This is a genomic window from Streptomyces sp. NPDC048416, from assembly GCF_043200435.1.
Lineage (GTDB): Bacteria > Actinomycetota > Actinomycetes > Streptomycetales > Streptomycetaceae > Streptomyces.
Map to the genome: position 1 here is coordinate 181,768 of NZ_JBICXU010000009.1, position 20,829 is coordinate 202,596.

General features: G+C 71.5%; 18 protein-coding genes. 9 read left to right on the top strand and 9 right to left on the bottom strand.

All coding sequences use genetic code 11. The features are described from left to right. Position 1: 1 nt before the first annotated feature. The 3 genes from hisB to hisD are packed head-to-tail and all read right to left on the bottom strand — an operon-like array spanning position 2 to position 3,026. Positions 2 to 595, bottom strand: a complete 594-nt coding sequence (hisB, locus tag ACGFW5_RS14835; RefSeq protein ID WP_053727805.1) for an imidazoleglycerol-phosphate dehydratase HisB — start codon at positions 593 to 595, stop codon at positions 2 to 4. Next, complete coding sequence (locus ACGFW5_RS14840; protein WP_393834600.1) at positions 592 to 1,698, bottom strand: histidinol-phosphate transaminase; 1,107 nt, start codon at positions 1,696 to 1,698, stop codon at positions 592 to 594. The genes hisB and ACGFW5_RS14840 overlap by 4 nt, the downstream gene beginning before the upstream one ends. Beyond that, complete coding sequence (gene hisD, locus ACGFW5_RS14845; protein ID WP_393834601.1) at positions 1,695 to 3,026, bottom strand: histidinol dehydrogenase; 1,332 nt, start codon at positions 3,024 to 3,026, stop codon at positions 1,695 to 1,697. Before hisD ends, ACGFW5_RS14840 begins: the two co-directional genes overlap by 4 nt. Before the next feature lie 135 nt (positions 3,027 to 3,161). Between hisD and ACGFW5_RS14850 the strand changes: the two genes are divergently transcribed. The 4 genes from ACGFW5_RS14850 to ybaK all read left to right on the top strand — a co-directional run bounded on the left by ACGFW5_RS14850 (position 3,162) and on the right by ybaK (position 7,311). After that, complete coding sequence (locus ACGFW5_RS14850) at positions 3,162 to 4,769, top strand: oxidoreductase (protein WP_393834602.1); 1,608 nt, start codon at positions 3,162 to 3,164, stop codon at positions 4,767 to 4,769. A 207-nt stretch (positions 4,770 to 4,976) separates the two neighbouring features. Next, positions 4,977 to 6,014, top strand: coding sequence for a hypothetical protein (locus tag ACGFW5_RS14855; RefSeq protein WP_393834603.1), 1,038 nt, complete (start codon positions 4,977 to 4,979; stop codon positions 6,012 to 6,014). Positions 6,015 to 6,019: 5 nt separating this feature from the next. Continuing rightward, on the top strand, positions 6,020 to 6,799 hold the full coding sequence (locus ACGFW5_RS14860) for an LON peptidase substrate-binding domain-containing protein (protein WP_393834604.1): 780 nt from the start codon (positions 6,020 to 6,022) through the stop codon (positions 6,797 to 6,799). 17 nt (positions 6,800 to 6,816) lie between these two features. After that, positions 6,817 to 7,311 carry a Cys-tRNA(Pro) deacylase gene (ybaK, locus tag ACGFW5_RS14865; protein WP_393834605.1) on the top strand — a complete coding sequence of 165 codons (495 nt, stop codon included), beginning with the start codon at positions 6,817 to 6,819 and terminating at the stop codon, positions 7,309 to 7,311. A gap of 359 nt (positions 7,312 to 7,670) precedes the next feature. Here the strand turns inward: ybaK and ACGFW5_RS14870 are convergent, their stop codons facing one another. The 4 genes from ACGFW5_RS14870 to ACGFW5_RS14885 form a co-directional block, all read right to left on the bottom strand. Further along, positions 7,671 to 8,375 (bottom strand): ABC transporter permease, encoded by a 705-nt coding sequence (locus tag ACGFW5_RS14870; protein WP_393834606.1) that lies wholly within the window; start codon positions 8,373 to 8,375, stop codon positions 7,671 to 7,673. A gap of 34 nt (positions 8,376 to 8,409) precedes the next feature. Beyond that, positions 8,410 to 9,273: an ABC transporter permease gene (locus ACGFW5_RS14875; RefSeq protein WP_393834607.1), complete on the bottom strand. Its 864-nt coding sequence runs from the start codon at positions 9,271 to 9,273 to the stop codon at positions 8,410 to 8,412. Then, positions 9,270 to 10,277, bottom strand: coding sequence for an ABC transporter ATP-binding protein (locus tag ACGFW5_RS14880; protein ID WP_393834608.1), 1,008 nt, complete (start codon positions 10,275 to 10,277; stop codon positions 9,270 to 9,272). The genes ACGFW5_RS14875 and ACGFW5_RS14880 overlap by 4 nt, the downstream gene beginning before the upstream one ends. A 74-nt stretch (positions 10,278 to 10,351) precedes the next feature. Then, positions 10,352 to 11,599 carry an NYN domain-containing protein gene (locus tag ACGFW5_RS14885; RefSeq protein WP_393834609.1) on the bottom strand — a complete coding sequence of 416 codons (1,248 nt, stop codon included), beginning with the start codon at positions 11,597 to 11,599 and terminating at the stop codon, positions 10,352 to 10,354. Positions 11,600 to 11,863: 264 nt separating this feature from the next. Between ACGFW5_RS14885 and ACGFW5_RS14890 the strand changes: the two genes are divergently transcribed. After that, positions 11,864 to 12,043, top strand: a complete 180-nt coding sequence (locus ACGFW5_RS14890; protein WP_393834610.1) for a hypothetical protein — start codon at positions 11,864 to 11,866, stop codon at positions 12,041 to 12,043. Positions 12,044 to 12,131: 88 nt separating this feature from the next. Here the strand turns inward: ACGFW5_RS14890 and dnaE are convergent, their stop codons facing one another. Continuing rightward, positions 12,132 to 15,680, bottom strand: coding sequence for a DNA polymerase III subunit alpha (gene dnaE / locus ACGFW5_RS14895; RefSeq protein ID WP_393834611.1), 3,549 nt, complete (start codon positions 15,678 to 15,680; stop codon positions 12,132 to 12,134). A gap of 225 nt (positions 15,681 to 15,905) precedes the next feature. On the opposite strand from dnaE, the gene ACGFW5_RS14900 reads away from it, so the two are divergent. The 3 genes from ACGFW5_RS14900 to ACGFW5_RS14910 all read left to right on the top strand — a co-directional run bounded on the left by ACGFW5_RS14900 (position 15,906) and on the right by ACGFW5_RS14910 (position 18,870). Next, positions 15,906 to 17,243 carry a DUF2252 domain-containing protein gene (locus tag ACGFW5_RS14900; RefSeq protein WP_393834612.1) on the top strand — a complete coding sequence of 446 codons (1,338 nt, stop codon included), beginning with the start codon at positions 15,906 to 15,908 and terminating at the stop codon, positions 17,241 to 17,243. A 90-nt stretch (positions 17,244 to 17,333) separates the two neighbouring features. Beyond that, the gene (locus ACGFW5_RS14905) at positions 17,334 to 18,008 is read left to right on the top strand and encodes a hypothetical protein (RefSeq protein ID WP_393834613.1); all 675 of its coding nucleotides are present in this window, start codon (positions 17,334 to 17,336) and stop codon (positions 18,006 to 18,008) included. A 49-nt stretch (positions 18,009 to 18,057) separates the two neighbouring features. Further along, complete coding sequence (locus ACGFW5_RS14910) at positions 18,058 to 18,870, top strand: DsbA family protein (protein ID WP_393834614.1); 813 nt, start codon at positions 18,058 to 18,060, stop codon at positions 18,868 to 18,870. Positions 18,871 to 18,948: 78 nt separating this feature from the next. Here the strand turns inward: ACGFW5_RS14910 and ACGFW5_RS14915 are convergent, their stop codons facing one another. Next, the gene (locus ACGFW5_RS14915) at positions 18,949 to 19,533 is read right to left on the bottom strand and encodes a dienelactone hydrolase family protein (protein ID WP_393834615.1); all 585 of its coding nucleotides are present in this window, start codon (positions 19,531 to 19,533) and stop codon (positions 18,949 to 18,951) included. Positions 19,534 to 19,563: 30 nt separating this feature from the next. Here ACGFW5_RS14915 and ACGFW5_RS14920 point away from each other — a divergent pair, with 30 nt between their 5' ends. Next, positions 19,564 to 20,679, top strand: coding sequence for a mechanosensitive ion channel family protein (locus ACGFW5_RS14920; RefSeq protein ID WP_393834616.1), 1,116 nt, complete (start codon positions 19,564 to 19,566; stop codon positions 20,677 to 20,679). The last annotated feature ends 150 nt before the right edge of the window (positions 20,680 to 20,829 follow it).

Consider the following 20,829-nt stretch of genomic DNA (forward strand, 5'->3'; position numbering starts at 1 on the left):
CTTACAGGGCACCCTTGGTGGAAGGAAGGATTCCGGCGGCACGCGGGTCCCGCTCGGAGGCGTAGCGCAGCGCCCGGGCGAGCGCCTTGAACTGGCACTCCACGATGTGGTGGGCGTTGCGTCCGTACGGTACGTGGATGTGCAGCGCGACCTGCGCCTGGGCCACGAAGGACTCGAAGATGTGCCGGGTCATCGTCGTGTCGTACTCACCGATCATCGGCGCCATGTTCTCGGGCTCGGTGTGCACGAGGTAGGGGCGGCCCGACAGGTCGACGGTCACCTGGGCGAGCGATTCGTCCAGCGGGACGGTGCAGTTGCCGAAGCGGTAGATGCCGACCTTGTCGCCGAGGGCCTGCTTGAAGGCGGCGCCGAGCGCGAGCGCGGTGTCCTCGATGGTGTGGTGGGTGTCGATGTGCAGATCGCCGTCGGTCTTGACCGTGAGGTCGAACAGGCCGTGGCGGCCGAGCTGGTCGAGCATGTGGTCGTAGAAGCCGACCCCGGTCGACACATCGACCTTTCCGCTGCCGTCGAGGTCGATCTCGACGAGGACGGACGTCTCCTTGGTGGTGCGTTCCACCCTGCCGACGCGGCTCATGCGCTCTGCTCCTTCTTGAGTTGACGGACCGCGTCGAGGAACGCGTCGTTCTCGGCCGGGGTGCCCGCGGTGACCCGCAGCCATTCCGGCACTCCGTTGTCGCGGACCAGGACGCCCCGGTCGAGGATCCGCTGCCAGGTGGTGTGGCTGTCGTCGAAGCGGCCGAACTGGACGAAGTTGGCATCCGACTCGGTCACCTCGTAGCCGATCGCCCGCAGCTCGGCGACCAGCCGGTCCCGCTCGTCCTTCAGCTGCTCGACATAGCCGAGCAGGGTGTCCGTGTGCTCAAGGGCCGCGAGCGCGGTCGCCTGGGTGACGGCCGACAGGTGGTAGGGCAGGCGTACGAGCTGGACGGCGTCGACCACCGCGGGGTGCGCGGCGAGGTAGCCCAGGCGCAGCCCGGCCGCGCCGAAGGCCTTCGACATGGTGCGTGAGACGACCAGGTTCGGGCGGCCCTCGATGAGCGGGAGCAGCGAGTCGCGGTGGCTGAACTCGACGTACGCCTCGTCCACGATCACCATCGACGGCTTCGCCGCCTGGGCGGCCTCGTACAGCGCGAGGACCGTCTCGGCGGCCACGGCGGTGCCGGTGGGGTTGTTGGGCGAGGTGATGAAGACGATGTCCGGCGCCTGCTCGGCGATGGCCTGCTCGGCCGCGGCGAGGTCGATGGTGAAGTCCTCGTTGCGGGGCCCCGAGATCCAGCCGGTGCCGGTGCCGCGGGCGATCAGGGCGTGCATCGAGTACGAGGGCTCGAAGCCGATCGCGGTGCGGCCGGGGCCGCCGAAGGTCTGGAGCAGCTGCTGGATGACCTCGTTGGAGCCGTTGGCCGCCCACACGTTCCCGGTCGCGACCGGGTGCTTGCCGGTGCGGGTGAGGTAGCGCGCGAGCTCGGTGCGCAGTTCCACCGCGTCGCGGTCCGGGTAGCGGTTCAGGCTCCGGGCCGCCTCGGCGACCCGCTCGGCGATCCGCTCGACCAGCGGCTCGGGCAGCGGGTACGGGTTCTCGTTGGTGTTCAGCTGGACGGGGGTGTCCAACTGGGGCGCGCCGTAAGGGGACTTGCCGCGCAGCTCGTCCCGTACGGGAAGGTCGTCGATGGTGGTCATGCGTTCGGCACCTTCCAGGAGAATCGGGCCTTCAGGGCCGCTCCGTGGGCCGGCAGGTCCTCGGCCTCGGCGAGCGCCACCACGTGGTGGGCGACCTCGGCGAGCGCGTCGCGCGTGTAGTCGACGATGTGGATGCCGCGCAGGAAGGACTGCACGGACAGGCCCGAGGAGTGGCAGGCGCAGCCGCCGGTGGGCAGCACATGGTTGGAGCCTGCGCAGTAGTCGCCGAGCGAGACCGGCGCCCAGGGGCCGACGAAGATCGCGCCCGCGTTGCGGACCCGGTCGGCGACGGCCGCCGCGTCGGCGGTCTGGATCTCCAGGTGCTCGGCGCCGTACGCGTCGACGACCTTGAGGCCGTCCTCAAGGGAATCGACCAGGACGATCGCGGACTGGCGCCCGGCGAGCGCGGGCTTGATCCGGTCCTCGATGTGCTTGGTGGCGGCGACCTGCGGCTCCAGCTCCTTCTCGACCGCTTCGACGAGCGCGAGCGAGTCGGTGACCAGGACGGCGGCCGCGAGCGGGTCGTGCTCGGCCTGGCTGATCAGGTCGGCGGCGACGTGCACCGGGTCGGCGGTGTCGTCGGCGAGGACGGCGATCTCGGTCGGGCCTGCCTCGGTGTCGATGCCGATGCGGCCCGTGAAGTAGCGCTTGGCGGCGGCGACCCAGATGTTGCCGGGGCCCGTGACCATGTTGGCCGGGGCGCACCCGTCGGGCCCCTCGGTGCCGTACGCGAACATCGCGACGGCCTGGGCGCCGCCCACCGCGTACACCTCGTCGACGCCGAGCAGCGCGCATGCCGCGAGGATCGTGGGGTGCGGCAGGCCATCGAACTCGGCCTGCGGAGGGGAGGCGAGCGCGATGGAGCCGACGCCCGCCTCCTGGGCGGGGACGACGTTCATGATCACGGAGGACGGGTAGACCGAGCGGCCGCCCGGCGCATACAGGCCCACGCGCTCGACCGGCACCCACTTCTCGGTCACGGAACCGCCGGGCACGACCTGGGTGGTGCGATCGGCCCTGCGCTGGGCGCGGTGGACGATCCTCGCGCGCCGCACGGACTCCTCCAGAGCGGCCCTGACCTGCGGGTCGAGCTGTTCCAGAGCCTCCTTGAGCGCGCGGGCCGGCACCCGGACCCGCTCCAGCTTCACGCCGTCGAACCGCTCCGCGTACTCGATGAGCGCCGCGGTGCCACGATGGTGCACGTCCTCGCAGATGGGCCGCACCTTGTCCAGGGCGGCTTCCACGTCGAACTCGGCACGGGGCAGCAGGTCGCGCAGGGCGCCACCCTCGGGGAGGGTGTTGCCGCGCAGATCGATTCGGGAGATCACGTATCCAATTCTCTCAGACGCCTCCAGAGCACTGGACGCCTGTATCAGTGGCTGATACGCAACCCGGGCGTCACCCCCTGTCACTCCTGGCCACTAGCGTTCCTCCTGTCAGGGTGGACGGCGAGGGGGACGGCATTGACCGAAGCGCCCGATCTGGGGGAGGCACCGGACTGGCTCAGTCCGGCGGAGCTGGGCATGTGGCAGGCCTTCCGCAACGGCAGTACCTACGATCTGCGTACGCGCAATCCGGTGCGCGACGACCCGTTCGCGGCGCGCCCCTGGAGCCCCGAGCGCAGCGTGCGGGCCAGGGTGGTGGCGCTGCTGCTGCTCAGTGGCCCGCCGGCGCTGCCGGGCCGGGTCGCCGCGCTCAAGCTCACCGGGGTGCAGATCACCGGCACGCTCAACCTGTCGGGCGGCACGATCACTCCGTACGTCGAGCTGACCGGCTGCCGCTTCGAGAACGAACTCCTGCTCCCCGAGGCCCACTTCACCTCGGTCCGCATGGCAAGCTGCTCGATTCCGCGCATCGAGGCGGCCCGGCTGACCACCGAGGGCGATCTGCATCTGCCGCGCTGCCGGGTCGCGGGCGGCATCCGCCTGACCGACGCGCACATCGGCACCGATCTGCTGCTCAGCCAGGCCGTGGTGCACGCCGACCGCAACGGGCGCTCCATCGCGGCGGACGGGCTTATGGTCGCGCAGGACCTCCAGGCCGACCTGATCGAGTCGTACGGGGAGCTGAGCCTGCGTGCCGCGAAGGTCGGCGTGACGCTGAGCCTGCGCGGCAGCAGGCTGATCAACCCCGACGGAGGACGGGCGCTCAACGCGCCGCAGCTCATCGTCGAGCGCACCCTGTATCTGACCTCGGCGGCCGTCTACCCGAGCGGCGGCAACCAGCTGGCCACCACCCCTCCGTACGGGACGAACTACACCAACACACCCGTCCGGGGCACCCTTATCCAGCCGTTCGAATGCCGGGGCGGGCTCCGCCTCGACGACGGGCGGTTCGGGGACGCGGTGGACCTGGCACAGTCCCGCGTCGTCCTCGGCGAGTCGCAGGAGCTGTCGCTGCGCCGCATCCAGACGCCGGAGCTGCGCTTCACCGGCCAGCGCCCCGAGCGCGGCAAGGTGGTGCTCTCCGGGGCCCGGGTGGTGAACCTGGTCGACATGGCGGACAGCTGGCCGGGGCCGGGCCATCTCACGATGAACGGCTTCAGCTACGAAAACCTCATCCCGATCGGCACCTTCACGCTGGCCCAGCGGCTCGACTGGGTGAACGCGGCGACCCCCGAGTACGGGCCCGAACCCTATGAGCGGCTGGCCGGTGTGCTGCGGGCCGGCGGCGAGGACGCGGACGCCCGTGAGGTGCTGCTCGCCAAGCAGCGCAGACGCCGCGAGACGCTGCCGCTCGCCGGGAAGGCCTGGGGGGTGCTCCAGGACCTGACGGTGGCGTACGGCTACCGGCCGGGCAGGGCCGCGCTGTGGATGGCGATCCTGTGGGCGGCCGGCACGCTCGCCTTCTCGCACTACGACCCCCGGCCGATCAAGGCCGACGAGCACCCCGAGTGGAACGCGGCGCTCTACGCCCTCGACCTCCTCATCCCGGTGGTCGACCTGGGCCAGGACGGCTACTGGAAACTGACCGGCGCCTGGCAGTGGGCGGCGGCCCTGCTGATCATGCTGGGCTGGATCCTGGCGACGACGGTGGCGGCGGGCGCCTCACGGCTCCTGCGCAGGAGGTGAGGCCCGCCGCGGCGGGGCTCGTCACCCGTGGGGTTCAGGGCGCCGTCCGCAGGCTTTTCGCGGGCTGTGCGCGAGGTCTTCACGGGTTCCACCCGACGCCCACGACGGCTGAATTTGCCGGGCCTTGACCCCGTGTCGTACAACCCTCACCACCGATACAGAAGCTTCACAGTGGCCCCCTGGCGCCACCCCCACCTGCGGATTTCAATGGTCCGCACCATGACATTCGTATCCGCGCTGCTCCGCACCGCACGGCGGGCCAGGCACCTCCCGCTTCTCGCCACCGGGCTGCCCGATGGCCGAGAAGTGCTGCTCGACGCGCCCGACGCCCGGCTCGCTCCGGCGCTGGTCTCGGCCGCGCTCGGCGAGTACGACGAGGCGGCGAAACTGCTCGCCACCACCCGCGAACTGGCCGAGTGGGAGAACCGCGACCGCTACACGGTGCGGCTCGCGGCCTTCGCGGTGAGCAGACCGGACTGGCTCGCCCACTGGCTGGCCGCCGCGCCCCGCGACCCGGACGCGCTGCTGGTCAAGGCCGAGCTCGCGATCGTCAAGGCCTGGGGCTCGCCCGCGCGGGCCGAGCGGCTGCGCGACGTGGCCCCGCTGATCCACTCGGCGGCCGAGGGCGACCCCGCCGACCCCGTGCCGTGGCGGATCGCCCTGGACCACGCCCGCGGCACCCATGCCTCGCACACCGTCTTCGAGGAACTGTGGGGCGAGGCCATACGCCGTTCCTCGCACCACTACGGCTGCCATGTGGCAGCGCTCCAGTACCTCTCGGCCCAGTGGTACGGCTCGCACCGTGAGTGCTTCGACTTCGCCGAGCGGGCCGCCGAGGACTCGCTGCCCGGTTCCCTGATCCGCGCGCTCCCGGCCCGCGCGGCCTTCGCCTATCTGGTGGGCGGCGGGGGCCACAGCATCCCGTACGAGCGGATCGACGCGGCGGCCGATCTCGGCATCGAACTGTCCGCCGCCTACGATCCGGGCGACCCCTGGCCCGCCGAGGTGCGCAACCTGCTCGCCTACGTCCTGGTCGTGCGCAGGCGCTGGCCGGAAACGCTGGAGGAATTCCGGCGCATCGGGCCCTACGCGACGTCTTTTCCCTGGCTGCACCTGGCGGCGGATCCGCTGGGCCAGTTCCTCGAACTGCGCGAGTTCGTACGGACCGAGGTCGCCGCGGGCATGCCATGGGGGCGGGAGCGCCACAAGCCCGGACGAGCCCGGTCCGACGGCCATTACGCTTGAGCGTTGTGACCACCGCACGCCTCCCCCTCTTCCCGCTCAACTCGGTCCTGTTCCCCGGGCTCGTCCTGCCGCTGAACATCTTCGAGGAGCGGTATCGCGCCATGATGCGCGATCTGCTGAAGACCGGCACCGACGCATCCGGCCCCCTGGGCCCCGACGACGAGGCCGGCGACGAGCCGCGCCGTTTCGCCGTCGTGGCGATCCGGGACGGCCGGGAGGTCGCGCCGACCGGGCCCGGACTTCCCGACCAGACCGCGCAGCCCGAGAAGGGCGCAGCGGCGGGGTTCGGCACCGACCCCATCCAGGCGTTCCACCGGGTGGGCTGCGTCGCCGACGCGGCCACCATCCGGGAGCGCTCCGACGGCAGCTTCGAGGTGCTGGCCACCGGCACGACCCGCATCCGCATCCTGTCGGTCGACGCGAGCGGGCCGTATCTGACGGCCGAGTACGAGGAGGTCCCCGAGGAGCCCGGTGAGGAGGCGGGCGCGCTCGCCGAGGGGGTGCTGCGCGCGTTCCGCTCGTACCAGAAGCGGCTCGCGGGCGCCCGCGAGCGCTCGCTGGCCGGCACCGCCGACCTGCCCGACGAGCCCTCGGTCGTGTCCTACCTGGTCGCCGCGGCCGCGGTCCTCGACGTCCCGGCCAGGCAGCGCCTCCTCCAGGCGCCCGACACCGCGACCCGGCTGCGGGAGGAGTTGCAACTGCTGCGCGCGGAGACCGCGGTCATCCGCCATCTGCCCTCGCTCCCCGCGGTGGACCTCACGCGCAGCCCGACCAGCCCCAACTGACCGACCGGAGGGCCGCCTTGGCCAAGAAGAAGCAGCAGAGCGCGGGCACCCCGGCGACGGTGGCCCTGACGGCGGCGGGCACCGCGTTCACCGTGCACGCCTACGCGCACGACCCGGCGGCCGCCTCGTACGGCGAGGAGGCGGCGCAGGCGCTCGGGGTGGGCGCCGAGCGGGTGTTCAAGACGCTGGTCGCCGATGTGGACGGCGAGCTCACGGTGGCGGTGGTCCCGGTGGCCGGTTCGCTCGACCTGAAGGCGCTGGCCTCGGCGGTCGGCGGCAAGCGGGCGGCGATGGCCGACCCGGCGGCCGCCGAGCGCACCACCGGCTATGTGCGGGGCGGCATCTCGCCGCTCGGACAGCGCAAGAAGCTGCGCACGGTCCTCGACGACTCCGCGTCGGCGCACGCCACGATCTGTGTGTCGGCGGGCCGGCGCGGCCTGGAGGTCGAGCTCTCCCCCGCCGACCTGGCGGCCCTGACCGGGGCCGTGCTGGCCCCCATCGGCCGCACGTAGGCGGCCCTGGCGGTCCTGGCCCCCGAGGTGGCCGGTGCATGCCCGCGTGTGGCAGGAAGCCCCGCGTGCGCGGGCAGGCACAGGCATCCGAGGAAGTTCCTGCGTGCGCGGGCACGCGCACGTATGCCGGGAAGTCCCTGCGCGCGGGCACCCGTGTGGCAAGAAGCCCCCTCATGCGCGGGCACGGCCGCGTCCAGGGGCTCGACGTACCCCGCGTCCTCGACTAGAACCCGAGGACGGGAGGTACGCCCATGTCGAAGCGGACCCGCAAACGAAAGTGGCGCATCAAGAAGGGCCGGGCCAATCACGGCAGGCGGCCCGCGTAGGCACCGTTCCCCCGCCCGTCCCCGGCCCCGGCCCTACGGCCGCGGCGATCCGGGCGGGCCCGCCGGTCCCGGGTCGAGCGGCCCGGGGTCGAGCGGCCCGGGTTCGAGGGGGCCGATCTCGTCCATCGGGCCCGGGGTCCACACCGGCTCCGGGTCGCGCGGACCGAACAGCGCCGTGAGACCCAGGTGCACGGCCATCGCCGCGACCGGCCAGGCCAGCAGCGCGCCCTTCGCGTCGAGCTTCAGCGGGGCGTCGAAGGTGACGCCCTTGCCGGCCGCCTTCGCGGCCGCCACCACGTCCTGCTGGGGCCCGAGCCAGATGCCCAGGCGCCAGGCGAGCACGGAGCCGAGCAGCGCGCCGACCGCGAGAGCGACCACGACGGGGATGCCGCCGCTTTTGCGGAACAGGAAGACCGCGCCGGCGCTGAGGACGCCGAGGCCGAGCGCGAGCAGGATGAACGTTCCGTCGCCGCCGATCGCCTCCTCGCCCTCGGTGTCCTTGAGGAAGACGGCCTTGTCGTCGGCGATCAGCGGCACCCGCGGCGCCAGCCAGAGCCACAGCAGTCCGAGCGCCACTCCGGCCACCGTCACCGCGACGGCGACGATCACCGCGTCCCGCAGGTCCTTCTTCAAGGCGGGCGCCTCCTCGACGAGTCCGGGCTCAAGGCCCACGGCGTGCGTCTGCCACGGGTCGTCGCCCGGGGGCTGCTGATGGGGCGGTGTCAGAGGTGCGGTCACCCTGACATCGTGCCAGGCGTGTCTGTGCGCCGCCTCACCGGACCGCTGCCCGGCGGTAGGCCCACGCCGCCGCGGCGAGCGAGACGACGCCGACGGCCGCGCACACACCGAGGTCGAGCCCGACCAGACCCCAGTCGGGGTGCGCGTCGAAGCTGTGCGCGAAGGCCTCCACACCGTAGGTGGAGGGCAGCAGATCACGGGCGTACGCGATGGGGCCGGGCATCCGGCCGGCCGGGAGCACGCCGAGCAGCAGCGCCGCCGACATCCCCAACTGACCGAAGAGGGTGGCGAGTTCCTGGCGGGGCGCGAGGAGCCCGAGGGCCGCGCCGAGCCCGGACAGGGCGGCTCCGGCGAGCGGGACCACCGCGGCCAGGATCCACAGGTGCCCCATCGGGAGCCCGAACAGGACGCAGCCGAACACGGCCGTGACGGCGGTGCCGGGCACGGTGAAGGAGGCGTACGCGGCGGCCGTGCCGAGGACCACGGAGGCGGGCGGCACGGGCAGCGTCGCGTAGTGGTCGAGGCCGCCGTCGGCGCGCAGCCGGCCGAAGTACTGGGCGAGCAGGTTGAGCGCGACGAAGGCGACGACCAGCACGCTCGACCCGGCGACCACCGCACGGGCCTCGCTGCCGCCGTCCACCACCCCGCGCATGAGGATCATGATGCCGACGGACTGGAAGGTCGCCACGAAGAGCAGCGGGATGCGCGAGACCCGGGCCCGTGAGAGCTGGGCGCGGTAGACGGCGGCGAGTGCGGGCAGCAGCCGGGCCCGGGGGGCGAGGGGGGCCGCGTGCGCGGTGCCGGGGAGCCCGGCGGCGCCGTCGGCGGGGGCGCCGCTCGTGGCAGCGGCCCGCCCTTGGGCCGTCTCGACGGCGCTCTCCAGGGGAATGGCGCTCACGCCTTCACCAGCCCTTCCGTGCGGCCGCCGAGGGCCAGGTAGACGTCTTCCAGGCTCGGCGTGGCCAGGGTGAAGTCGTCGAGTGCGGCGAAGGCGGGCCCACCGGTGACGGTGGCGACGGCGGCCCTGGCCCGCTCGGGGCTGAGCCGCAGCGTCCAGCGCCGGCCGGACTCCTGGGCGCCGGCGCGCAGCGCGGCGACCTCGGGGACCTCGACGGGGGCCCGGTCGCGCCACACGAGCTCGACCCGCACCTCGTCGGCGACGCGCGCCTTCAGTCCGGCGGGGGTGTCGCAGGCGATGACCCTGCCGCGTTCGATCACGGCGACCCGGTCGAGCACGGTCTCGGCCTCGATGACGTTGTGGGTGACGAGCACGACGGTCGCGCCGCGTTCGGACCTGCGCCGGTCGACGGCGGCCCACACGGCGCGCCGGGCCACCGGGTCCATGCCGGTGGTGGGCTCGTCCAGGACCAGGACGGGCCGCTCGCCGACGAGGGCGGCGGCGAAGCAGGCCAGGCGGCGCTGGCCGCCGGAGAGCTTCTTGAGCGGGCGTCCGGCGATGTCGTCAAGGCCGAGTTCGGCCAGAACGGCGTCGCGCTCGGCGCGTGCCTCGCGCAGCGTGAGTCCGCGCAGCCGGCCGGTGGTCTCGGCGGCGAGCGAGACGGTCAGTTCGTCCAGGGCGGTGGACTCCTGACCGAGGTGCGCGATGAGGCGGGCCGCACGTTCGGGGTGGCGGACCAGATCGTGCCCGAGTACGTCGACGGAGCCGGCGTCGGGGCGCATGAGCCCGGTCAGCTGGCGTACGAGGGTGGATTTTCCGGCGCCGTTGGGGCCGAGCAGTCCGAAGATCTCGCCGCCCCGCACATCCAGGCTGATCCCGTCGGTGGCGCGGACCTCGGGGGTACCGGGCGCACCTCGCCTGCCCCGCGCCGCGGGGTACGTCTTGACCAGGCCCCGCACCGTGCAAACGGTGCCGGCCCGTGCCGCTGCTGCGCCGGTACTCACGGAGAACGAGCCTAAGGGGTCCCGGGCGCCGCCCGGTCCCGGGGGCGGCCGCACGCCGCCCCCGTATCGTCGCGCTACTCGCCGGCGGGCTGGCGCTCGGCGGCCGCCCGCACGTCGATCTCGCGCCAGAACCCGGCCCGGATCGCGTACCTGTCGTGCTCGTCGATCTGGTCGTCCTTGTGCGCGAGGAGGCCGAACCGGGCGGCGTAGCGCAGGAGTTCACCGTCGATGCGGTGCGGGATGCGCGGGTACATCGTGGACAGCTTCTGCACGTGCGAGGGCTCGGGCAGGCGCTCCATCCAGCGCCGGGCGAAGACCTGGCCGACCTCGTAGGGGTCGCCGCCGACGGTGGTGATGTCCTCCTCGCGGTCGGCCCAGCGCTGTTCGGCGCTGGTGAGCTGGGCGAGCGTCGGCAGGGACGCGGTCTCGGGCGACTCGCCGAGCGCGGAGCCGGGGCGCTCCACCCAGCCCTTGTCGGAGGACCAGCGCAGGGTCGCGGAGGCCGGCGGGGCCGGCGCGGCGGCGGCGCCGGGAGCCCGCAGGGAGGCGAGGTCCTTCGGCGTCGGTACGCCCTTGGCGCCGGTCGGGGCGGGCACGGCGGCGCCGTTCTCGCTCGGGGCCTCGGCGGGCGCGGCGCCGGCTCGCACCGCGGCGGCCTGCGCCTCGGCGGCCCGCTCGGCGGAGGCGGCGAGCGCCGACTCGGGCAGCGGGGCGGAGAGGATCGCGGCGATCTCGGGGCGGGGGGCGGGGGCGGGGGCGCAGATGCCGGTGAGGTCCCTCGCGCGCACCGCGCGGGTGATCCAGGCGCGGTCGAGCACCCGGCGCTCGTCGGCCTCGGCGACCAGGTCCTCGGACTGGTTGTAGTCGCCGTCGGCGGCCTGCACGGCCCACAGGTGGACGGCGACGCCGTGTTCCTTGGCGGACATCAGACCGGGCAGCAGATCTCCGTCGCCGGTCACGAGGACCACGTCCGAGCAGGCGCGGTTGCGGGCCAGTTCGGTCAGCTCGGCATGCATCGCGGCGTCCACGCCCTTCTGCGCCCAGCGGCCGTCGCTGCGGGTCAGGGCGCCGAGGCGGACCGTCACCCTGGGCATTACGCGCAGCCGGCGGTGCTCGGGCTGCGGGACCCGGTCGGGGGCGCCGTCGAACCAGTAGATGCGCAGGAGCGGTTGCTGGGTGTCGGCCTCGGCGCGCTCGCGGAGCCCCTGGATCAGGGCGGCATGGTCGACGGTGATGCGGGAACGGGCCGGTTCTCCGGCGAGCAGACTCGCGGCGGCACCGAGCAGGTAACCGGCATCCACCAGGACGACGCAGCGGTCCATGCGTTCCACCCTCTTTCGGGAACGGAAAAGCCGAAGAAATAAGAAATCAGAAGCGGGGTTCGCGAGATCACCGAATGAACTTCGGGTTTCCTTCGAGTCTGCCCGACCGCGCAAGGGTTGAGCACCGGAACTCGATCATCGGCGTGGCGGATTGGTGCGTGACCAGTCCGTCACGCACGGTAATGATCCGAAATGCGACCTTTGTTCTTCTGTGTGAGTCTGGCAGCGGCCCTGGCCCCGAGTTCCCCCACAGGAGGCAGCACCATGGCCAAGAACAAGAACCGCAAATCCGGCAGTCAGCAGGAGCGTTCCGAGGCCGCCGAGCGCGGTCAGGAGCAGTCGAAGTCCACCGCCTTCGAGTCCCAGGCCATGCCGCAGTCGCAGGGTCAGGGCAGCCCGGCGGATGTTGCCCGTAAGCACCAGCGTCGCTTCGGTCACAACTGACCGTTCTTGCGAGACGAAAGGGGCGCACCCGTTGGGGTGCGCCCCTTTCTCGTACGCGTACTCCTTGTGCGGGAGGCCCGCCGGAAGGTCAGCCGGCCAGGCAGGACGGGCCGAGCAGGACCTTCAGGTCGCCGAAGAGGGCCGGGTCCGGCTGGACCCGGTGCCGGTCGAGGCGCAGTACGGTCGTCGAGCGCGGCCCCTGGAGCTTGATCCGCACCTCGGTGTTGCCCCGGTGGTGCCCCAGGATCTCGCCGAGCCTGCTGACCATCGGCGGGGTGACCTTGACGGTCGGGATGGTCAGGACCACGGGCGCGTTGGTGCCGGCCGAGGACAGGTCGGGGACCATCAGCTCCATGGCGACCAGCCGCGGGATGTCCTCGCGCTTGTCGAGCCGGCCCTTGACGAACACCACGGCGTCCTCGACGAGCTGGGTCGACACCAGCTGGTAGGTGGCCGGGAAGAACATGCACTCGATGGAGCCGGCCAGGTCCTCGACGGTGGCGATCGCCCAGGCGTTGCCCTGCTTGGTCATCTTGCGCTGGAGGCCCGAGATGATGCCGCCGATGGTGACGATCGAGCCGTCCGAGTAGTCACCGCCGGTGAGCTGGCCGATGCCCGCGTCCGCCTTGTCGGACAGGACGTGCTCCAGGCCGAAGAGCGGGTGGTCGGAGACGTACAGGCCGAGCATCTCGCGCTCCTGGGCCAGCAGGTAGGACTTCTCCCACTCCACGTCGCCGAACTCGACGTCGAGCCCGAAGCCCGGCTCGCTGGTGTCCGCCTCGCCCATGCCGCCGAAGAGGTCGAACTGGCCCTCGGCCTCCTTGCGCTTGACCTGCACCACGTTGTCGATCATGGGCTCGAACTGGGCGGTCAGGCCCTTGCGGGTGTGCCCCATCGTGTCGAAGGCGCCCGCCTTGATGAGCGATTCCGTGGTGCGCTTGTTGCAGGCGACCACCTCGACCTTGTCGAGATAGTCGGGGAAGGAGCTGAACTTCCCCTTGGTCTTGCGCGAGCGGATGATCGACTCCACCACGTTGGTGCCGACGTTGCGGACGGCTTCGAGGCCGAAGAGGATCACGTCGTCGCCCTGGGCGGCGAAGTTGTGCACCGACTCGTTGACGTTGGGCGGCAGCACCTTGATGCCCATGCGGCGGCACTCGTTGAGGTAGACGGCCGACTTGTCCTTGTCGTCCTTGACCGAGGTGAGCAGCGCCGCCATGTACTCGGCCGGGTAGTTCGCCTTCAGGTACGCGGTCCAGTAGGTGACCAGGCCGTACGCCGAGGAGTGCGCCTTGTTGAACGCGTATCCGGCGAACGGGACCAGCACGTCCCACAGGGCCTGGATCGCCGCGTCGGAGTAGCCCTTCTCCTTCGCGCCGGCCTGGAAGAGCACGAAGTTCTTCGCCAGCTCCTCGGGCTTCTTCTTGCCCATCACGCGGCGCAGGATGTCGGCCTCGCCGAGCGAGTAGCCGGCGACGATCTGCGCGGCCTTCTGGACCTGCTCCTGGTAGACGATGAGGCCGTAGGTGAGGCCCAGCGTCTCCTTCAGGGGCTCTTCGAGCTCCGGATGGATCGGGGTGATCTCCTGGCGGCCGTTCTTGCGCTCGGCGTAGTTCGTGTGCGAGTTCATGCCCATCGGGCCCGGCCGGTACAGGGCCGAGACGGCGGAAATGTCCTCGAAGTTGTCGGGCTGCATCTGGCGGAGCAGCGAACGCATGGGGCCGCCGTCGAACTGGAAGACGCCGAGGGTGTCGCCGCGGCAGAGCAGTTCGAAGGTCTTGGGGTCGTCGAGCGGGAGCGACAGCATCTCCAGGTCGATGCCCTTGTTGGCCTTCACCATCTTGACGGCGTCGTCCATGATGGTCAGGTTGCGCAGGCCCAGGAAGTCCATCTTCAGGAGGCCGAGCGATTCGCACTGCGGGTAGTCCCACTGCGTGATGGTGACGCCGTCGGTGTGCCGCACCCAGATCGGCGCGTGGTCGACGATCGGCTCGCTGGACATGATCACGCCGGCCGCGTGCACGCCCATCTGCCGGACCAGGCCCTCGACGCCCTTGGCGGTGTCGATGACCTTCTTGACGTCCGGCTCGTTCTCGTACATCCCCCGGATCTCGCCGGCCTCGCTGTAGCGGGGGTGCTTGGGGTCGGTGATGCCGGAGAGGTCGATGCCCTTGCCGAGGACGTCGGCGGGCATCGCCTTGGTGAGGCGGTCGCCCATGGCGTACGGGTAGCCGAGGACGCGCGCGGAGTCCTTGATGGCGTTCTTCGCCTTGATCTTTCCGTAGGTGCCGATCATGGCGACCTTGTCGGAGCCGTACTTCTCCGTCACGTACCGGATCACTTCGACGCGCCTGCGCTCGTCGAAGTCGATGTCGACATCGGGCATGGAGACGCGCTCGGGGTTGAGGAACCGCTCGAAGATCAGGCCGTGCGTGATCGGGTCGAGGTCGGTGATGCCCATCGCGTACGCCACGATCGAACCGGCCGCCGAACCACGGCCGGGGCCCACCGCGATGCCGTTGTTCTTGGCCCACATGATGAAGTCGGCGACGACGAGGAAGTATCCCGGGAACCCCATCTGGATGATGATGTCCATCTCGTACTCCGCCTGCTTCTGGCGGTCCTCGGGCACACCTCCCGGATAGCGGCGCTCCATGCCGACCCGGACTTCCTCCTGGAACCAGGTGACCTCGGTGTAGCCGTCCGGGATCTCGAACTTCGGCATGAGGTTCTTCGCCTCGAACATGCCGCTGGTGTCGATCTGCTCGGCGACCAGGAGGGTGTTGGCGCAGCCCTGCTGCCAGGCGTCCGAGGAGTCGATGGCGTACATCTCGTCGGTGGACTTGAGGTAGTAGCCCGTGCCGTCGAAGCGGAAGCGGTCCGGGTCCGAGAGGTTCTTGCCGGTCTGGATGCACAGCAGCGCGTCGTGCGCGGTCGCCTCGTGGGCGTAGGTGTAGTGCGAGTCGTTGGTGACCAGCGGCGGGATACCGAGCTTCTTGCCGATCTCCAACAGGCCGTCGCGGACCCGGCGTTCGATCTCGATGCCGTGGTCCATCAGCTCCAGGAAGTACCGGCCCTCGCCGAAGATGTCCTTGTAGTCGGAGGCCGCCTTCACCGCCTCGTCGAACTGGCCGAGCCGCAGGCGCGTCTGGACCTCGCCGGAGGGGCAGCCGGTGGAGGCGATGAGCCCTTCCGACCACTGCGAGATCGTCTCCTTGTCCATCCGGGGCCATTTGGTGAGCCAGCCCTCGGCGTACGCGTCGGAGGAGAGCCGGAAGAGGTTGTGCAGACCCGTCCTGTTCGCCGCCCAGATCGTCTTGTGCGTATAACCACCCGAACCGGACACGTCGTCGCGCTTCTGGTGCGGCTGGCCCCACTGGATCTTGCGCTTGTTGCGCCGCGACTCCGGGGCCACGTACGCCTCGATGCCGATGATCGGGGTGACGCCCGCCTTCTTCGCCGAATGGAAGAAGTCATAGGCGCCGTGGAGGTTGCCGTGGTCGGACATGGCGATGTGCGTCATGCCCATCTCGTTGCAGGCCTCGAACATGTCCTTGAGCCGCGCGGCACCGTCCAGCAGCGAGTACTGGGTGTGGACGTGAAGGTGCGTGAACGGTGTCTTGGACGTGCCAGTCACGGTTGGGGCCTCCAACGGCAAGGGGGGTTCGCGGAGCGGGGGGACAGCCTTGGAGTCTACGTCGCCGCACCGACACCCGAGGGGGATCCCGGCCGCGAAGCGCCTCGATGAGGGACCGGGGGCCCGGGGCGGGGGGCGGGCACTCCGGGGTACGGTCGCGCGTTGGAAGGGGCACATCCCGTTCCGGCCGTGACGCACGCAGTACGCACCAGGAGGCACCCACCGATGTCGGTCCCGCAGACGAGCGCGCAGACGCGCGGCGAGGAAATACTCGCCGTTTTCGAGACCGCGTTCGGTCAGCTCCTGGCCGCCGATCCGGCCGCCTTCCGGGTCAAGTTCCGCAAGATGGCGGCCTCCGCGTTCGCCTTCTACCGGGGCACGGCCTGCCTGTTCTACTCCGACCTGGAAAAGGAGCGGCACGGCGGTCCTTACCTGGACGAGCGCACCGGCCGGGTCTGGATCCACGGCGACCTGCACGCCGAGAACTTCGGCACCTACATGGACGCCAACGGCCGGCTGATCTTCAACGTCAACGACTTCGACGAGGCGTACGTGGGCCCCTTCACCTGGGACCTGAAGCGGCTGGCCGCCTCGCTGGCGCTGATCGGCTACACCAAGGCGCTCAGCGACGAGCAGATCACCACCCTGGTGCGCACCTACGCCGCCGCCTACCGCGAGCGCATCCACGCACTGGCCACCGGCGCGCAGAACCCCGGCACCGCCGAACTGCCGCCGTTCACCCTGGACACGGCCAAGGGCCCACTGCTCGGCGCGCTGCGCGACGCCCGCGCACGGACCCGGTTCGCGCTGCTCGACTCGATGACCGAGATCCGGGAGTACGAGCGCCGGTTCACCGAGGGCGACGGCTCGATCGAGCTGGACGCGGCGACCCGCTACAAGGTCCTCGCGGCCTTCGACGGCTACCTGGAGACGCTGCCCGACGAGAGCCTGGTGCGGCCGGACTCCTACCGCGTCAAGGACGTCGTGGGGCGGCGCGGGATCGGGATCGGCTCGGCGGGTCTGCCCTCGTACAACATCCTGCTCGAAGGGCACAGCGACGCCCTGGAGAACGATGTGGTGATCTACATCAAGCAGGCCCAGACCCCGGCGGTGTCCCGGCACATCACGGACCCCGCGGTGCGCGGCTACTTCGAGCACGAGGGCCACCGCACGGTGATCTCCCAGCGCGCGCTCCAGGCCGCCGCCGACCCGTGGCTGGGCTGGACCGAGCTGGACGGCGCGGGGCAGCTGGTCGCCGAGGTCTCGCCGTACGCGGTGGATCTGGACTGGTCGGACATCGACGACCCGGACGAGATAGCGGCGGTCGTGGCGGACCTCGGCCGGGCCACCGCCACGATGCACGCGGCGGCGGACGACGAGAGCGGCCACTCCGAGCTGGTGCCGTTCTCCACGGAGCGCGCCATCGACGCGGCGATCGCCGCCGACGAGGAGGGCTTCGGGGACCTGCTCGTCGACTTCGCGCACTCCTACGGGGCGCGGGCGAGGGCGGATCACCAGACCTTCGTCGACCTGTTCCGCAACAGCCGGATCCCGGGTCTGTAGGACACCCCCGACGGCCAAGACCCGCCGGGCCCGCCGGTCTCACCGAACTCTTAGGTACGGCATACGGCGGGGCATGGCACACTCACCGCGATGGACATATCAGGGACGCAGCTCAGAGCGGCACGCGCGGCGCTTTTCACGGCGCTCGTCGTGACGCTCTCCACCGCGTCCCACGTGCTGCTCTCGCGGGTCGCGCTGCCGCTCACGCTGGTGGCGGGCGCGGCCGGCGCGGTGTTCGTCATCGCCTACGCGCTGGCCGGCCGCGAGCGCGGCTTCTGGGCGATCGCGGGGGCGCTCGTCCCGCTCGAACTGGCCGCCGACACCGTCTTCACCACCGGACAGCACGTCTGTTACGGACCGGCCGGCGGCCCCGTCGCGGGCGCCCTGCGCGCGGTCGGCGTCGATGTGCTGTGCGGCGGCGCCACGCTGGGGGCCGTGCCCGCGCCGGGCAACGCGGCCACCGCGCTCACCCACCCGGGCCCGGCCGCGCCCTGGCTGCTGCTGGCCGCCCACCTGACCGTCGGGCTGCTCGCCGCGCTGTGGCTGCGGCGCGGCGAGGCGGCGCTCGCCCGGCTGCTGCGCGCGGTCGCCGCCCGCACCTTCCGGCCGCTGCTCGTCGCGGTCGCCGTGGTGCGCGGCGCCACCGGCGAAACCCGCGGGCCGGCGCGCCCGGCGCACACGCGGCCGGGCCGCTCGCGCACCCGCCTCCTGGTGCACTCCGTGGCACGGAGGGGACCGCCCTGCTGGTCGCTCGGCCCCGCCTGAGCACAGCAGCCCCTGCCTTCCCCCTTTGTCATCCGGAGAGAGAACAATCATGAGTTCCCGCAACAGCCAGGCCAACAAGGCTGCCGCCCGCGAGCGGCTGCGCGCGGAGCGCGAGCGCGAGGCCAAGAAGGCCAAGACCCGCCGCCAGATCATCGTGGGCGTGTCCATCGTCGCCGTCCTCGCCGTCGTGGGCGGCGCCGGCTACCTGATCAAGGAGGCCATGAAGCCCACCGCGTGGGAGGCCGCCAAGGACAGGTCGCTGGTCAAGCCCGCCAACACCGCGGGCACCGACGGCACGACCGTCGTCATCGGCAAGGCGGACGCGAAGAAGACCCTCGAAATGTACGAGGACCCGCGCTGCCCGATCTGCTCGCAGTTCGAGCAGACCGTCGGCCCGACGATCAGGAAGGACGTCGACGCCGGCAAGTACAAGGTCCAGTTCATCGGCGCCACGTTCATCGACAACGGCAGCCCCGGCGTCGGCTCCAAGACCGCGCTGAGCGCGCTCGGCGCGGCCCTGAACGTCGGCCCTGAGGCGTTCTTGGACTACAAGTCGGCGCTCTACTCGGCCAAGTACCACCCCGAGGAGACCGAGGACACGTTCAAGGACCGCAACTACCTGATCGAGGTCGCGGACACCGTTCCGGCGCTGAAGGGCAACGCGGCCTTCGCCAAGGCCGTGAAGGACGGCACCTACGACAAGTGGGCGCTGACCATGTCGGACAAGTTCAACAAGAGCGGCGTCACCGGCACGCCGACCCTGAAGATGGACGGCAAGAAGATCACCGACGGCGCGTCGGACAACGCCCCGATGGACGCGGCGGCGTACACCTCGGCCATCGACGCGGCCCTCAAGGGCTGACCCCGCCGACGGCCGTCCTGTGGCGGCCCGGCACGAACGGGCAGTGCGGACTTCCGGGTCCGCGCTGCCCGTTCGGCGTCAGCGCGCCTCGGCGTCGAGGCCGGCCAGGAAGCCCAGCGCGGTGCGCCAGGTCAGCTCGGCCGACGCCTCGTCGTAGTCCGGCAGTTGGGGGTCGGTGTAGAGGTGGCCTGCGCCCGGGTAGCGGTAGATCTCCACGTCCGCGCCGGCCCGTCGCATCTGCAGGTACCAGGAGTTGAGCCAGTCCGCCGACTCGAACGGGTCCGGGTCGGCGACGTGCAGCTGGACGGGCAGCTCGTCCACGCTCGTGTGCTCCGCCATGTCGGAGGTGCCGTGGAACAGGAGCAGGCCCCGGGCCTTCTTGTCGCCGAGCGCCAGGGTCTGCGCGATGGACCCGCCGAGCGAGAACCCGGCGTAGACGAGCCCCCGCTCCGAGTACGGGGCGGCGGCCAGCACGGCTCGTTTCAGGAGCTCGTCCTTGCCGATCTCGTCCTTGAGCTCGCTGCCCTCCTCGACGGTCTCCACGGTGCGGCCCTCGTACAGATCGGGGACGTGCACCTCGTGGCCGGCGGCCCGCAGCCGCCCGGCCGCCTCCCGCACGGCGGGACGCAGACCGTGGACCGAATGGAAAAGCATGATGTTCATGAGGCCATCGTGCCAGTTACGGTCGGGGGCATGGAGAACGTACTGCGTCCGTTGATCGTCATCGGCGGCTCGGTCGTGCTCGCGCTCGGCGTGGGGTGGCTGGCCGACCGACTGCTGCGCCGGGCCGACACCCGGGACCGCGAGACCCCCCTGTGGGGCCTGCTGCGCCGGTGCCGCGTACCGCTGAACCTCGTCATGCTCACCGCGATCCTGCGCGGCTCCTACGACGAGATCAAGTGGCGGCCGGTCCAGGAGCACGACGCGGGCCTCGGACAGTTCCTGACGCTGGTCCTGATCGGCGCGAGTTCCTGGCTCGTGGTGCGGATCGCGACCGCCGTCGTGGAGTCCTCGTACACCCGTTACGCCGCCTCGACGCGCGATCCCGCCCGGGTCCGCCGGGTCCGCACCCAGGTCACGCTCATCCAGCGGGTGGTCAGCGCGATCGTCGCCGTGGTGGCGATCGCGGCGATGCTGCTCACCTTCCCGGCGATGCGGGCGGCGGGCGCCTCCCTGCTGGCCTCGGCGGGCATCGTGGGCATCGTGGCCGGTGTGGCCGCCCAGTCCACCCTCGGCAACCTCTTCGCCGGCCTCCAGATCGCCTTCGGCGACATGGTGCGGCTCGGCGACACGGTGGTGGTCGACGGGGAGTGGGGGGTCGTCGAGGAGATCACGCTCACCTATCTCGCGGTCCGCACCTGGGACGAGCGGCGCCTGACCATGCCGGTGTCGTACTTCACCAGCAAGCCGTTCCAGAACTGGTCGCGCGGCGGCGTCCAGATGACCGGCACGGTCTTCTTCCACCTGGACCACTCCGCGCCGCTGCCCCTGATGCGCGAACGGCTCACCCTGATCCTCAAGGAGTGCCCGGCCTGGGACGGCCGGAGCTTCTCGCTCGCCGTCACCGACACCACGCCGTCCACGATCGAGGTGCGGGCCGTGGTGACCGCCAAGGACGCCGACGACATCTGGACGGTGCGCGTCACGGTCCGCGAGCAGATGATCGCGTGGCTGCACGCGGAGCATCCGTACGCCCTGCCGCGCATCACGGCCGAGGTCGAGCGGCCGGGCCCCGCCGCGTTGGAGGAGCACGGGGCCCGGGGCGACGCCGCCGGGCGCCCACCGGCCGACGGCGGACAACGGCGCTGACCCCACGGGCAGTTCAAGGGCACGGCCCCTCGGTGCGCCGTACCCCCTTGGTGCAAACCTCGCCCCCTCGGTGCGCCGCCCCCTCGGTGCGCCGCCCCCTCGGTGCGACCGTGCCTGGGTGCGCCGCGCCCCCTCCGTACGCCGCGCCTC

Bases quoted from the DNA above. Each gene is read 5' to 3' on its own strand.
- ACGFW5_RS14840 (WP_393834600.1), bottom strand. From the start codon at position 1,698: ATGACCACCATCGACGACCTTCCCGTACGGGACGAGCTGCGCGGCAAG.
- ACGFW5_RS14910 (WP_393834614.1), top strand. From the start codon at position 18,058: ATGAGTTCCCGCAACAGCCAGGCCAACAAGGCTGCCGCCCGCGAGCGG.
- hisB (WP_053727805.1), bottom strand. From the start codon at position 595: ATGAGCCGCGTCGGCAGGGTGGAACGCACCACCAAGGAGACGTCCGTC.
- ACGFW5_RS14900 (WP_393834612.1), top strand. From the start codon at position 15,906: ATGTCGGTCCCGCAGACGAGCGCGCAGACGCGCGGCGAGGAAATACTC.
- ACGFW5_RS14855 (WP_393834603.1), top strand. From the start codon at position 4,977: ATGGTCCGCACCATGACATTCGTATCCGCGCTGCTCCGCACCGCACGG.
- ACGFW5_RS14905 (WP_393834613.1), top strand. From the start codon at position 17,334: ATGGACATATCAGGGACGCAGCTCAGAGCGGCACGCGCGGCGCTTTTC.
- ACGFW5_RS14915 (WP_393834615.1), bottom strand. From the start codon at position 19,533: ATGAACATCATGCTTTTCCATTCGGTCCACGGTCTGCGTCCCGCCGTG.
- ACGFW5_RS14920 (WP_393834616.1), top strand. From the start codon at position 19,564: ATGGAGAACGTACTGCGTCCGTTGATCGTCATCGGCGGCTCGGTCGTG.
- ACGFW5_RS14890 (WP_393834610.1), top strand. From the start codon at position 11,864: ATGGCCAAGAACAAGAACCGCAAATCCGGCAGTCAGCAGGAGCGTTCC.
- ACGFW5_RS14885 (WP_393834609.1), bottom strand. From the start codon at position 11,599: ATGGACCGCTGCGTCGTCCTGGTGGATGCCGGTTACCTGCTCGGTGCC.